The organism is Sulfitobacter sp. 1A10359 (assembly GCF_043558145.1).
In the GTDB taxonomy this organism is placed as follows: domain Bacteria; phylum Pseudomonadota; class Alphaproteobacteria; order Rhodobacterales; family Rhodobacteraceae; genus Sulfitobacter; species Sulfitobacter faviae.
This window is the reverse complement of record NZ_JBIFGB010000002.1, coordinates 230,518-243,505: the sequence shown is the minus strand read 5'-3', so window position 1 is coordinate 243,505 and position 12,988 is coordinate 230,518. Positions and strand designations below refer to the sequence as shown.

Genomic DNA, 12,988 nt, shown 5'->3' with positions numbered 1-12,988 from the left:
CATTTCTATGACCGACCGGGCCGTACCGCTTTCCTCTCTCGGGCTGACCGCGCGGGCGGGGGCCAACCCTATGATCACCGGCATCGCGGTCGACAGCCGTGAGGTGCGCGAGGGCACGCTCTTTGCGGCTCTGCCCGGCAGCCGTGTGCATGGGGCCGAGTTCATTCAATACGCCCTGCGCATGGGCGCGGCGGCGGTGCTGACCGATGCGGCGGGCGCCAAACTCGCCGCCGAGGAACTGGCAGGCTCGGATGCCGCGCTGGTGGTCTCCGACCTCCCGCGTGAGGCGCTGACGCGCACGGCGGCGCTTTGGTTCGGCGGCCAGCCCGCCACGATGATCGCGGTCACGGGCACCAATGGGAAAACCTCGGTCTCGACCTTCGTGCGCCAGATTTGGGTTGAGATGGGATTGCCTGCCGTGAACCTTGGCACCACCGGGGTCGAAGGCGCATGGGCCGCCCCCTTGACCCATACTACGCCCGAGCCGATCACCCTGCACCGCACGCTGGCCGAGGCGGCGGCGAATGGGATCACCCATGCCGCGATGGAAGCGTCCAGCCATGGGCTCGACCAGCGGCGGCTGGATGGGGTGACGCTCAAGGCGGCGGGCTTTACCAACTTCACCCAAGACCATCTGGACTATCACGAGACATTCGAGGCCTATTTCGCCGCCAAAGCCGCGCTTTTCGCCCGTGTCCTGCCTGAAGATGGCACGGCTGTGGTCAATATCGACGATGAAAAAGGCGTCGACATCGCGGCCATCGCCCGCGCGCGGGGCTGTGAGGTGATCACCGTGGGCCGCGACGGGGGCGATCTGCATCTGCAAGGCCAGCGGTTCGATGCGACGGGCCAAGACCTGCGCTTTAGCTGGCGCGGCAAGACCTATCAAAAGCGGCTCAACCTGATCGGCGGTTTTCAGGGCGATAACGTCTTGCTGGCCGCAGGGCTGGTCATCGCCTGCGGCGCCGACCCGCAGGAGGTTTTTGACACGCTGCCGCATCTCACCACCGTCCGGGGCCGGATGCAGCTTGCCGCCACCCGCGACAATGGCGCTGCGGTTTTCGTCGATTACGCCCATACGCCCGATGCAGTGGCCACCGCACTCGCCGCCATGCGCCCGCATGTCATGGGCCGGCTTGTCGCCATCGTCGGCGCGGGCGGTGATAGGGACCGGGCCAAGCGCCCCTTGATGGGGCAGGCGGCGGCGCAACATGCGGATATGGTCATCGTCACCGACGACAACCCGCGCAGCGAAGACCCGGCCAGCATCCGTGCCGCCGTGCTGGGCGGCGCACCCGAGGCTTGGGAAGTCGGCGACCGGGCCGAAGCCATCCTGCGTGGGGTGGACGCGCTGGAGCCGGGCGACGCGCTGCTCATCGCGGGCAAGGGGCATGAGACCGGGCAGACCGTGGGCGACGACGTGCTGCCTTTCGACGATGTGGAACAGGCCAGCGTGGCCGTGGCGGCACTGGACGGGAGATTGGCATGAGCCTTTGGACAGCGAGCGAAGCGGCGGAGGCCACGGGCGGGCAGGCGCAGGGCGATTGGGCTTGCAACGGTGTCTCGATCGACACGCGGACCTTGCAGCCCGGCGATCTCTTCGTCGCACTCAAGGCCGCGCGGGACGGGCATGAATTTGTGGCCCAAGCGCTCAGCAAAGGGGCCGCTGCCGCGCTCGTGACCCATATCCCAGAAGGCGTGGCCACTGATGCGCCGCTGCTGATCGTTGAGGATGTGCAACAGGCGCTGGAAGCGCTTGGCCGGGCAGGGCGCGCCCGCCTCGGCCCACAGGCAAAGGTGGCGGCGGTGACAGGCAGCGTCGGCAAGACCTCGACCAAGGAAATGCTGCTGGCGATCTTTGGCGATCAAGGCCGGGCCCATGCCAGCGTCGACAGCTATAACAACCACTGGGGCGTGCCGCTGACCTTAGCGCGGATGCCGCGCGATACCGATTACGCGGTGATCGAGATCGGCATGAACCACCCCGGCGAGATTGCCCCCCTCGCCAAACAGGCGCGGCCCGATGCGGCGATGGTGACCAATGTCGCCGCCGTCCACCTCGAAGCCTTTAAGGATGTCGCCGCCATTGCGGTTGAAAAAGCCAGCATCTTTGACGGGATGGAGCCGGGTGGCGTGGCGGTGATCAACGCGGACCACGAGCACAGCGATATCGTCTTGGCCAAAGCGCTGGAGCGCGGCCTGCGCGAGACGACCTTTGGGCAGGCAGGGCATCACTACAAGCTGGGCGAGGTCAAGGTTCAGGGCGATGCCACCGTGGCACAGGCCGAGGTCGAAGGCGCACCGCTGATCTTCAAGATCGCCACGCCGGGGCGGCATTTCGCGATGAACGCGCTTGGCGCACTGGCAGTGGCCGAGGCGCTTGGCGCGGATCGGGCGCTGGCCGTACAATCGCTGGGCCGCTGGTCGCCCTATGCCGGGCGCGGGGTGCGCGAGCGTATCCAGTTCGACCCCGTAGACACCTATCTGGCGCTGGAATTGATCGACGACAGCTATAACGCCAACCCGACCTCCATGGCCGCCGCGCTTGAGGTGCTGGCCGCCTCGGAAGTGACACATGACATTGGGCGCGTCAGCAAGGGGCGGCGGATTGCCTTTGTCGGCGATATGAAAGAACTCGGCCCCGAGGCTGTGGCGCTGCACGCCGGTCTCGCCGATCTCGAAGCCACCCGCGCGCTTGACGTGGTGCATTGCGTCGGCCCGTTGATGAAAGCCTTTTACGACAATCTACCCGAACATCAGCGCGGCGATTGGACGGAAACCGCCGAAGAGATGTTGCAAGGACTCCGCGCAAGGCTCGATTCCGGCGATGTCGTGCTGATCAAAGGGTCGCTTTCGATGAAGCTGGGCGGTATTGTTGACGCCATCCGCAAAATGGGCCATCCGGTCCCGACCGCCTGATCGGCGATTCACCCCACATGATGAGTTAGGACGCGATATATGCTCTATTGGTTGACGCTGCTGTCGGATGGCGGCGATTTTTTTAACCTGTTTCGCTATATCACCTTCCGCGCGGGCGGGGCGTTTCTGACGGCATTGGTGTTCGGCTTTATCTTCGGCAAACCGCTGATCGAAGTGCTGCGCAAGCGGCAGGGCAAGGGCCAGCCGATCCGCGATGACGGGCCAGAGGGGCATTTCGCCAAGGCGGGCACGCCCACCATGGGCGGGCTGCTGATCGTGGGGGCCTTGCTGACCTCGACCCTGCTTTGGGCGCGGCTCGACAATCCCTTTGTCTGGCTGGTGCTTTTCGTCACCATGAGTTTCGCCGCCATCGGCTATGCCGACGACCACGCCAAGGTCAGCAAGCAAAACACCGATGGCGTGCCGGGTAAGCTGCGGCTTTTGCTAGGTTTTCTGATCGCGGGTATCGCGGGCTATTGGGCCGCGCAATACCATCCGGCAGAGTTGCAGTACCAGCTGGCGCTGCCGGTGTTCAAAGACACGCTGATCAACCTCGGCGTGCTCTTCGTGCCGTTCGCCATCATCGTGATCGTCGGCTCCGCCAATGCGGTAAACCTGACCGACGGGCTTGATGGTCTGGCCATCATGCCGGTGATGATCGCCGCCGGAGCGCTTGGCGTCATCGCCTATGCCGTGGGACGGGTTGATTTCACCGATTATCTTGACGTGCATTACGTTCCGGGCACGGGCGAGATCCTGATCTTCACCGCCGGTCTCTTTGGCGGGGGCCTCGGGTTCCTGTGGTACAACGCGCCGCCCGCCGCCGTCTTCATGGGCGACACCGGCTCGCTGGCGCTTGGCGGGGCCTTGGGCGCCATCGCTGTGGCCACCAAGCACGAGCTGGTGCTGGCGGTCGTTGGCGGGCTCTTCGTGGTTGAGGCGCTTTCGGTGATTGTGCAAGTGCTCTACTTCAAACGCACCGGCAAACGGGTCTTCCTGATGGCGCCGATCCACCACCATTACGAGAAAAAGGGCTGGGCCGAACCGCAGATCGTGATCCGTTTCTGGATCATCTCACTGATCCTCGCCCTGCTGGGTCTGGCGACGCTGAAGGTGCGCTAAGCCCTTAGAAAATCGACCAATCCATGTGACGCGCCAAAAGGGCCAGTGCTTCGGTGCCCTTTTGGCTGTTGCCATAGCGGTTCAACCCCGGTGACCAGACCGCGATGCTGGCGCGCCCCGGCACGATCGCCAGAATACCGCCGCCCACACCTGACTTCCCCGGCAGGCCAACGCGATAGGCGAAATCGCCTGAGCCATCGTAATGCCCGCAGGTCAGCATCAGCGCGTTGAGCCGTCGGATGCGGCTGGGGGCCACCAAGCGCGGCACGTCCGGCGCTTCGATCAAGAAACGGCCTGCCATGGCCAGTTGCTCCACCGTCATCTCCATCGCGCAATGGTGGAAATAGGTGCCAAGCGTCCGTTCCGGCGCGTTGATGAGGTTCCCGTAGCTCGCCAGAAAATGCGCCAGTGCAAAATTGCGGTGGCCAAAATCGGTCTCTGACGCGGCGACGGTGTCATTGATGTGGATGTCGTCGGTCCCCGCCGCTTCGCGCACGAAACGCAGGATCTCGGCCAGCGCCTCGCGCGGCTCGCGGTTGCCCAAGACTTCATCCGTGGTGACGATCGCACCTGCGTTGATGAAGGGATTGCGCGGGCGGCCCTGTTCCTGCTCCAACTGCACGATGGAGTTGAAGGCCCGCCCCGAAGGCTCGCGCCCGACGCGGTGCCACAGTTGGTCGCCCGAGCGGCCAAGCGCAATGGCCAGCGTAAAGACTTTGGTGATGGACTGGACCGAAAAGGGCACCTGCGTGTCGCCCGCCACATGACATTTGCCATCCGCCGTCACCACGGCGATGCCGAATTGCGCCGGGTCCACCTTGGCCAGTTGCGGAATATAGGCCGCCACGTCACCCCAGCGGTCATCCTCGCGCATCATGGCATTGAGGCGCGGCAACACATCGTCAAGGTCAGGTTTGGCGGGGCTGGACATCTTCGGCGGCCTCTGGCTTGTGATGGGCGCATCATGCCCCCATTCTGGGGTCAACGGGTAGCAGGGGATTGCAGATGATTCCAGTACAGGGCTTGGAAGGCACACGCGTGGCGGTGCTGGGATTGGGCCGCTCGGGCCTGAGTGCGGCGCGCGCGTTGCAAGCGGGCGGGGCCAAGGTCAGCTGCTGGGACGACAACCCCGCCGCACGAGCACGGGCCGAGCGGGAAGGCTTCGCCTGTGTTGATCTGAACGCCCCCGGTGCCTTGGACAAGATCGCCCGGCTGATTGTCAGCCCCGGCATCCCACATCTCTACCCCGCGCCGAACCCGGTGGTGGCATCGGCGCTTGCCGCAGGGGTGCCGGTGGACAATGACATCGGCCTTTTCTTCCAAAGCTTCGCCACGCTGGCATGGGATCATTACGACGTGGCCCCGCGTGTGGTGGCGGTGACCGGCTCGAACGGGAAATCGACGACTTCGGCGCTGATCCATCATATCCTTGAGCATGTCGGGCGGCCTTGCCAATTGGCGGGCAACATCGGGCGCGGGGTGCTGGACCTCGACCCCGCCGTGGATGGGGAGGTCGTGGTGCTGGAGCTTAGCAGCTACCAGACCGAACTGGCGCGCGCGCTGACACCCGATGTGGCGGTCTTCACCAATCTCAGCCCCGACCATCTGGACCGCCATGCGGGCATGGGGGGCTACTATGCCGCGAAGCGTCGCCTCTTTGCCGAAGGTGGCCCGGACCGCGCGGTGATCGGCGTGGATGAGGCCGAGGGCCGCTTCCTTGCCGGGCAACTCAGCGAGGGGCCGAGCGACGACCGTGTGATCCGCATCAGCGCCGAGACCAAGCTTTCCGGCCCCGGCTGGCATGTCTTTGCCCGCAAAGGGTTCTTGAGCGAATATCGGCGCGGCAAGCAGGTCGGCGCGATCGACCTGCGCGGCATCCAAGGGCTGCCGGGCGCGCATAACCACCAGAACGCCTGCGCCGCCTATGCCGCCTGCCGCGCGCTTGGCCTTGCCCCGCGGGTGATCGAGGCGGCGTTTCACAGTTTCGGTGGCCTGCCGCACCGCAGCCAGACCGTGGCCGAGGCGCATGGCGTCCGCTACGTCAATGACAGCAAGGCCACCAATGTCGACAGTGCGGCCAAGGCGCTGGCGGCGTTCAAGAACATCCGCTGGATCTGCGGCGGGCTTGAGAAAGAGGGCGGTCTGAAAGGGTTGGCAGAGGCGCAAGGATCGGTCCGCAAAGCCTATGTGATCGGGCGCGAAGCCGCGCATTTCGCCATGCAACTCACCGCAGAGACCGAAGTCTGCGGCACGATGGAACAGGCCGTGGCGCGGGCGGCGGCAGAGGCCGAAGAGGGCGATGTGGTCCTGCTGGCCCCGGCGGCGGCGAGTTTCGATCAATACGACAGTTTCGAGCGCCGCGGTGAGGATTTCGTGGCGCAGGTGCAGAAGGTGCTGGCGGAGTAGGGCGGTGCCTAGCCCGCAATCGCCCGCGCGGCGGCCATGCCCGAAGACCACGCCCACTGAAAGTTATAGCCGCCGAGCCAACCGGTCACATCCACGGCCTCGCCGATAAAATAGAGCCCCGGCACCCCTTTCGCCGCCAGGGTCTTGGAAGATAGCCCGTCGGTATCGACCCCGCCCAGTGTGACCTCTGCCGTGCGATACCCTTCGGTCCCGCCGGGGTGAAGCTGCCAGTTCTCGATGCCTGTAATGAATGCGGAAAGCCGTGCGTCGGACCAATCCGCCAGATTGCCCGACAGGTCGAACGTCTGCCCCAGATGTTCCACCAGCCGCGCGGGCAGATGTTGGGCGAGCACGGTGGTGAAGTTCCGCCGCCCCGCGCGTTGCCGCTGGTCGCGGAGCGCGTCCAGCAGGGTGCCTTCGGGGGCAAGGTTCACGGTGATTGCCTCGCCTTCGCGCCAGTAGGAGGACGCCTGCAAGACGGCGGGGCCAGAGAGGCCGCGATGGGTGAAGAGCAGTGCCTCGTCAAACGCGGCCTCTCCGGCGGTGATACGCGCCGGGGTGGCCACACCGGCCAGCGGCGCGAAGCGGCCTTCAGCAAAGGTAAAGGGCACCAGCCCGGCCCGCGTATCGGTGACGCTCAGCCCAAATTGGCGCGCGATGTCATAGGCGACCCCGGTCGCGCCCATCTTGGGGATCGACTTGCCCCCGGTGGCGATCACGAGGTTTCGGGCCGTGACTTTCACCGACTTATCAGGCGTTTGCAGGTCGAAGCTGAACTGCCCATCGACCTTCGTGAAATTGCTGGCACTGCTCTTCAGTTGCAGATCGACCCCGGCCTGCTGCATCAACCCGCGCAGCATGGCGATGATCTCTTTCGCGCTGGTGTCGCAGAAAAGCTGGCCTAGGGTTTTCTCATGCCACGCGATGCCGTGACGGTCGACCAACTCAATGAAATCCCACTGCGTATAGCGGGCCAAAGCGGATTTGGCGAAATGCGGGTTCTGGCTCAGAAACGCCTGCGGCTCGCAATACATATTGGTGAAATTGCAGCGCCCGCCGCCAGAGATGCGGATTTTCTCGCCCGCGGCTTTGGCATGGTCCACCACCAGCACCCGCCCGCCCGCATGGGCAGCGCACATCATGCCCGCGGCACCGGCTCCGATAATGGCTGTATCGACTTGCATGGGCGCGCTCTGCCTCAATGTGCCGCCCCGGTCAAGAAGACGTGAGACCGGTTGCCGCTTTGCCAAGGCGCCATAGCTGGGGTGCAACGCAACTGACGAAAGGAGCAGAGAATGACCAAACTGACCGCAGAACAGGATTTTCCGAAGATGGACGTGAGCAAGCTCGGCGGCGGCACGCTGACCTTGGGCCAGCCACAAGAGGGGCGCGATTGGCAGTTGGTGGTGGTCTACCGCGGCCTGCACTGCCCGATTTGCAAGAAATACCTCGCGCAATTGGAAAAGCTGCAAAGCCAGTTCCATGAGATCGGCGTCGATGTGATCGCCGTTTCCGGCGACCCCGAAGAGAAGGCCAAGGCCATGGCCGAGGAAGACAGCCTGACCCTGCCCATCGGCTATGATCTGAGCCTCGACCAGATGGCGGACCTGGGGCTCTACATTTCTGACCCGCGCAGCCCGCAGGAGACCGACCGGCCCTTCGCCGAACCTGCGACCTTTGTCATCAACGACAAAGGCAAGGTGCAGATCATCGACATTTCCAACGCGCCCTTCGCGCGGCCTGAGTTGGAAGGTCTGCTGAACGGCCTCAAATTCGTCCGCGACAAGGGCTACCCGGTGCGCGGCACCCATAAGGCCGCCTGATCGCGCGCGTTGAAGGGGCGAGCTGATCGCCCGTCAGCGGGGCTTGGCAAAGCCCCGCTGACCCCGCCCGCCTTAGCGGGGTGAAATGCACTAGCTTCATATGACAATTCGGGCTATTCTGCCCGGATGAGACCCCGCAAAGGGGCCGTTGAGGCAGTTAAGGCAGATACCCATGACAGAGATGGTCTATGGCGCGGTCCCGGTGCGGGATGGTGAACCGATCCTTCCAAAATGGTGGCGCACGGTCGACCGTTGGGCTTTGTCCTGCGTGTTGATCCTTTTTGCCGTCGGCATGCTTTTGGGGCTGGCCGCATCCCCGCCCTTGGCTGCGAAAAACGGCTTTGATGCTTTCCACTATGTGCAGCGGCAGGCGTTCTTCGGCGGATTGGCGCTGATCGCGATGCTGCTGACTTCGATGATGTCCCCGGTGCTGGTGCGGCGTCTGGCCGTGCTGGGCTTTGTGGTGGCCTTTGTGGCGTTGGCGTTGCTGCCTTTCTTCGGCACCGATTTCGGCAAGGGGGCGACGCGCTGGTATTCGCTGGGCTTCGCCTCGTTCCAGCCTTCCGAATTCCTGAAACCCGGTTTCATGGTCGCCGCCGCATGGATGATGGCTGCTGCGACCGAGATTAATGGCCCTCCGGGCAAATCTTGGTCCTTCGCGCTGTGTATCTCCATCGTGCTGATGCTGGCGATGCAGCCCGACTTCGGGCAGGCTTGCCTCGTGCTGTTCGGCTGGGGCGTGATGTATTTCGTCGCCGGTGCGCCGATGGTGCTGCTGGTCGGCATGGCGGGGCTGGTGGTTCTGGCGGGCACATTCGCCTATTCCAATTCCGAACACTTCGCGCGGCGCATCGACGGTTTTCTCAGCGTCGATGTCGATCCGACCACCCAGCTTGGCTATGCCACCAATGCCATCCGCGAGGGCGGGCTTTTCGGCGTTGGCGTCGGCGAGGGTGAGGTAAAATGGTCGCTGCCCGATGCGCATACCGACTTCATCATCGCCGTCGCCGCCGAGGAATATGGCCTGATCATGGTCGTCTGCATTATCGCCCTATATACTGTCGTGGTCGTCCGGTCGCTGCTGCGTCTGGTGCGCGAGCGTGACCCCTTCATCCGGCTGGCTGGAACCGGGCTGGCCTGCACATTCGGAGTACAGGCAATGATCAACATGGGTGTGGCAGTGCGGCTTTTGCCTGCCAAGGGCATGACCCTACCTTTCGTGAGCTACGGCGGCTCTTCGGTGATCGCCAGCGGCATCGCCGTGGGCATGTTGTTGGCCTTTACCCGGACCCGCCCGCAGGGTGAGATCAGCGATATTCTGGGCCGGGGCCGCCGCTGATGGCCGCCCCACTGTTGATCATCGCCGCCGGGGGGACCGGTGGGCATATGTTTCCTGCGCAGGCCTTGGCCGAGGTGATGTTGAAGCGCGGCTGGCGGGTGAAGCTCAGCACCGATGCGCGCGGCGCGCGCTATACCGGCGGCTTTCCCGAAGCGGTCGAGATCACCCAGATCAGCAGCGCCACCTTTGCCCGGGGCGGGGTGGTGGCCAAGGCGCTGGTGCCCTTCCGCATCGCCGCCGGTGTGGTCCGCTCGGGCCTCAACATGCTGCGCGACCGGCCTTCGGCTGTGGTGGGTTTTGGGGGCTACCCGTCGATCCCCGCACTCGGCGCCGCTTGGGCGTTGCGCATGCCGCGGATGATCCATGAGCAGAACGGCATTCTGGGCCGCGTGAATGAGATTTTTGCCAAACGGGTCCACGCCGTGGCCTGTGGCATCTGGCCCACGAAACTGCCCGAGGGCGTGCAGGGCTGGCATGTGGGCAATCCGGTTCGCGCCGCCGTGCTGGACCGCGCCGGTGCCGCCTATATCCCGCCGGGTGACTACCCAATGGAGGTTTTGGTCATGGGCGGCAGCCAAGGCGCGCGCATCCTTTCGGACGTGGTGCCCCCGGCGCTTGCAGCCCTGCCGATGAACATGATCCGCAACATCCGTGTCAGCCATCAGGCCCGCGACGAAGACGGCCAGCGGGTGGCGGACTACTACGCCGAATCCGGCATCAGCGCCGATGTGCGCCCCTTCTTTGACGATGTGCCCCGCCGCATGTCCGAGGCGCAGCTGGTGATCAGCCGCTCCGGGGCCTCCAGCGTGGCCGACCTATCGGTGATCGGGCGTCCGTCGATCCTGATCCCCTTTGCCGCCGCGGCGGGGGATCACCAAAGCGCCAATGCCCGCGGCTTGGTTGAGGCCGGGGCAGCGATCATGGTGCCCGAACGCAAAGCCAATCCAGATATCATGACCGACCAGATCCTCGCCGTGCTTGAGATGCCCGAAGGGGCGATGCAGATGGCGCGCGCCGCGCTTTCGGTCGGCAAACCCGACGCGGCCGAGACATTGGCCGATATGGTTGAGCAGCTTGCCGCCCAAGGCACGCTCACCCCCGCAGAAGAGGAACACCCGCAATGAACGCCGCCGCCACCAAACTGCCGACCGATGTTGGCCCGATCCATTTCGTCGGCATCGGCGGCATCGGCATGTCCGGCATCGCCGAAGTGCTTTTGAACCACGGCTACAAGGTGCAGGGGTCGGACCTCAAAACCACCAAGATCACCGTGCGGCTGGCCGAATTGGGTGGGCGCATCTTCGAGGGGCAGGCGGCTGAGAATATCGAAGGCGCGGCTGTGGTCGTGATCTCCTCGGCGATCAAGCCGGGCAATGCTGAGTTAGACGAGGCCCGTCGCCGTGGCTTGCCCGTCGTCCGCCGGGCCGAGATGCTGGCCGAGCTGATGCGGCTCAAGTCCAACATCGCGGTGGCGGGGACCCATGGCAAGACGACGACCACCACGCTGGTCGCAGAACTGCTGGTCGCGGGCGGCATTGACCCCACCGTCGTCAACGGCGGCATCATCCACGCTTACGGCTCCAACGCGCGCATGGGGCAGGGCGACTGGATGGTGGTTGAGGCGGATGAAAGCGACGGCAGTTTCAACCGCTTGCCCGCCACCATCGCCATCGTCACCAATATCGACCCCGAGCATATGGAGCATTGGGGCGACTTCGACACGCTGCGGCAGGGGTTCTTGAACTTCGTCTCGAACATCCCCTTTTACGGGCTGGCGGTCTGTTGCACCGATCACCCGGAGGTGCAGTCGCTTGTGGGCAAGCTCACTGACCGCCGCGTGATGACCTATGGGTTCAACGCGCAGGCCGATGTGCGCGCCGTGGGGCTGCATTACAAAGACGGGGTGGCGCATTTCGACGTGCATCTTCAGTCCGAAGACAAGGTGATCGAAAACTGCGCCCTGCCGATGCCCGGCGATCACAACGTATCGAACGCGCTGGCGGCGGTGACCGTGGCGCGGCACCTTGGGATGAAGCTTGAGCAAATCCGCGACGCTTTGGGCAGCTTTGGCGGGGTGAACCGCCGCTTTACCCGCGTGGGCGAGGTGGACGGCGTGACCATCATTGATGACTACGGCCACCACCCGGTTGAGATCGCCGCCGTGCTGAAAGCCGCGCGGCAGGCCAGCGCGGGCCGCGTGATCGCCGTTCACCAGCCGCACCGTTACTCTCGACTGTCGCATCACTTTGACGAGTTCTGCGCCTGTTTCAACGATGCCGATGTCGTGGGCATTGCCGATGTCTATGCCGCGGGCGAAGAGCCCATTCCCGGTGCCGACCGTGACGGGCTGGTCGCAGGATTGATCCAGCACGGCCATCGCCATGCCTATGCGGTCGAGGATGCCGAGGCGCTGACGCAGCTCGTCCTGCGCGAGGCGCGCCCGGGCGATATGGTGGTCTGCCTTGGGGCGGGTACGATCAGCGGCTGGGCCAATGACCTGCCCGAGGCGCTGCGCGCGGCCAAGGGGGCGGCTGCGTGACCCTCGTCTGGCTGTCGATCCTCTGGGTCTTCGCCGCCGTGACCGTGGCCATGCTGCCGCTGCGCTCTCAATACCTGCCGGGGGTGGTTCTGCTGATTGCCGCGCCCTTGCTGATCATCGCCATCGGTGTGACCCAGTCTTGGGCCTATGCGCTTTTGGCGCTGCTGGCGTTCCTGTCGATGTTCCGCAACCCGCTGCGCTATCTCTGGGCGCGGCTGCGGGGCCAAAAGCCGGAGCTGCCGAAATGAGCCTCTCTCTCATCCTCGCCTGTTTCTGGTTCGTGATCGCGAACATCCTTGCCATGACGCCCAGCAAGGATTCCCATTGGCGCAGCGCCTATCTGCTGATCGCCGTGGGCATACCGATCGTCGGTTTCGTCACTGCGCAGCACGGCCCGTGGCTGGGCCTATTGGTGCTGGCGGGGGGCTGTTCGGTGCTGCGCTGGCCCGTGGTCTATTTCGTGCGCTGGCTGCGCCGCGGGGCAGGCCGGGTCAAAGGCCCGGCGGAATGACCCTGACGCCAACCCTTGTGGCGCTGCTGTCGGTCTTTGCCGTCTGGATGATCGCCTGTATCTGGACCGGTTTTCGCGCCCGTGTGCTGTGGTTCTTTCTCGTGCTGGCGATCGGTCTTGCGCTGAATGCCACATGGATGGTCTTCGGGCTGAACGCACGGGTGTTCGAGCCCCATGCGCTTTTGGCGCAGCTTTCCGTCCTGTTCTATGCCGTGGGCGGTTTCGGTCTGGGCTGGCTCGCCGGACGGGTGGCGAAACGCTGGCGCGAGAGCCGTGTCGATCCGCCGTCTTCTTGATGGTTTGCCCTGCCTTATAAATGCGCTAAGTCC

General features: G+C 64.6%; 13 protein-coding genes. 11 read left to right on the top strand and 2 right to left on the bottom strand.

The window, feature by feature from the left end; translation table 11 throughout:
- The first annotated feature begins 7 nt into the window (after positions 1-7).
- Genes ACGYK2_RS05505 through mraY form a run of 3 tightly spaced genes read left to right on the top strand, consistent with a single transcriptional unit; the run spans position 8 to position 4,041 of the window.
- Complete coding sequence (locus ACGYK2_RS05505; protein WP_271687741.1) at positions 8-1,489, top strand: UDP-N-acetylmuramoyl-L-alanyl-D-glutamate--2,6-diaminopimelate ligase; 1,482 nt, start codon at positions 8-10, stop codon at positions 1,487-1,489.
- Positions 1,486-2,919 carry a UDP-N-acetylmuramoyl-tripeptide--D-alanyl-D-alanine ligase gene (gene murF / locus ACGYK2_RS05500; RefSeq protein ID WP_271687740.1) on the top strand — a complete coding sequence of 478 codons (1,434 nt, stop codon included), beginning with the start codon at positions 1,486-1,488 and terminating at the stop codon, positions 2,917-2,919. The genes ACGYK2_RS05505 and murF overlap by 4 nt, the downstream gene beginning before the upstream one ends.
- A gap of 39 nt (positions 2,920-2,958) precedes the next feature.
- On the top strand, positions 2,959-4,041 hold the full coding sequence (gene mraY, locus ACGYK2_RS05495; protein WP_168611989.1) for a phospho-N-acetylmuramoyl-pentapeptide-transferase: 1,083 nt from the start codon (positions 2,959-2,961) through the stop codon (positions 4,039-4,041).
- 4 nt (positions 4,042-4,045) lie between these two features.
- Here the strand turns inward: mraY and ACGYK2_RS05490 are convergent, their stop codons facing one another.
- Positions 4,046-4,972 carry a glutaminase gene (locus tag ACGYK2_RS05490; RefSeq protein ID WP_271687739.1) on the bottom strand — a complete coding sequence of 309 codons (927 nt, stop codon included), beginning with the start codon at positions 4,970-4,972 and terminating at the stop codon, positions 4,046-4,048.
- A 74-nt stretch (positions 4,973-5,046) separates the two neighbouring features.
- Here ACGYK2_RS05490 and murD point away from each other — a divergent pair, with 74 nt between their 5' ends.
- Positions 5,047-6,447, top strand: a complete 1,401-nt coding sequence (gene murD / locus ACGYK2_RS05485) for a UDP-N-acetylmuramoyl-L-alanine--D-glutamate ligase (RefSeq protein WP_271687738.1) — start codon at positions 5,047-5,049, stop codon at positions 6,445-6,447.
- Between the two features lie 8 nt (positions 6,448-6,455).
- Here the strand turns inward: murD and ACGYK2_RS05480 are convergent, their stop codons facing one another.
- Positions 6,456-7,631, bottom strand: coding sequence for an NAD(P)/FAD-dependent oxidoreductase (locus ACGYK2_RS05480; RefSeq protein WP_271687736.1), 1,176 nt, complete (start codon positions 7,629-7,631; stop codon positions 6,456-6,458).
- Positions 7,632-7,742: 111 nt separating this feature from the next.
- Here ACGYK2_RS05480 and ACGYK2_RS05475 point away from each other — a divergent pair, with 111 nt between their 5' ends.
- From ACGYK2_RS05475 to ACGYK2_RS05445, 7 genes are all read left to right on the top strand, one after another.
- A complete protein-coding gene (locus ACGYK2_RS05475; protein ID WP_271687734.1) occupies positions 7,743-8,270 on the top strand; it encodes a peroxiredoxin-like family protein in 528 nt (175 codons plus the stop codon).
- Between the two features lie 172 nt (positions 8,271-8,442).
- Positions 8,443-9,609: a putative lipid II flippase FtsW gene (gene ftsW, locus ACGYK2_RS05470; RefSeq protein ID WP_067261784.1), complete on the top strand. Its 1,167-nt coding sequence runs from the start codon at positions 8,443-8,445 to the stop codon at positions 9,607-9,609.
- Positions 9,609-10,733, top strand: a complete 1,125-nt coding sequence (locus ACGYK2_RS05465; protein WP_271687732.1) for a UDP-N-acetylglucosamine--N-acetylmuramyl-(pentapeptide) pyrophosphoryl-undecaprenol N-acetylglucosamine transferase — start codon at positions 9,609-9,611, stop codon at positions 10,731-10,733. Before ftsW ends, ACGYK2_RS05465 begins: the two co-directional genes overlap by 1 nt.
- Positions 10,730-12,148 carry a UDP-N-acetylmuramate--L-alanine ligase gene (gene murC / locus ACGYK2_RS05460; RefSeq protein WP_276154299.1) on the top strand — a complete coding sequence of 473 codons (1,419 nt, stop codon included), beginning with the start codon at positions 10,730-10,732 and terminating at the stop codon, positions 12,146-12,148. Before ACGYK2_RS05465 ends, murC begins: the two co-directional genes overlap by 4 nt.
- Positions 12,145-12,396 (top strand): DUF2484 family protein, encoded by a 252-nt coding sequence (locus ACGYK2_RS05455; RefSeq protein WP_067263245.1) that lies wholly within the window; start codon positions 12,145-12,147, stop codon positions 12,394-12,396. Before murC ends, ACGYK2_RS05455 begins: the two co-directional genes overlap by 4 nt.
- Complete coding sequence (locus ACGYK2_RS05450; protein WP_067263246.1) at positions 12,393-12,659, top strand: DUF2484 family protein; 267 nt, start codon at positions 12,393-12,395, stop codon at positions 12,657-12,659. The genes ACGYK2_RS05455 and ACGYK2_RS05450 overlap by 4 nt, the downstream gene beginning before the upstream one ends.
- Entirely contained in the window at positions 12,656-12,955 is a 300-nt protein-coding gene (locus ACGYK2_RS05445; RefSeq protein ID WP_271687726.1) for a hypothetical protein, read from the top strand. The genes ACGYK2_RS05450 and ACGYK2_RS05445 overlap by 4 nt, the downstream gene beginning before the upstream one ends.
- Positions 12,956-12,988 lie beyond the last annotated feature (33 nt).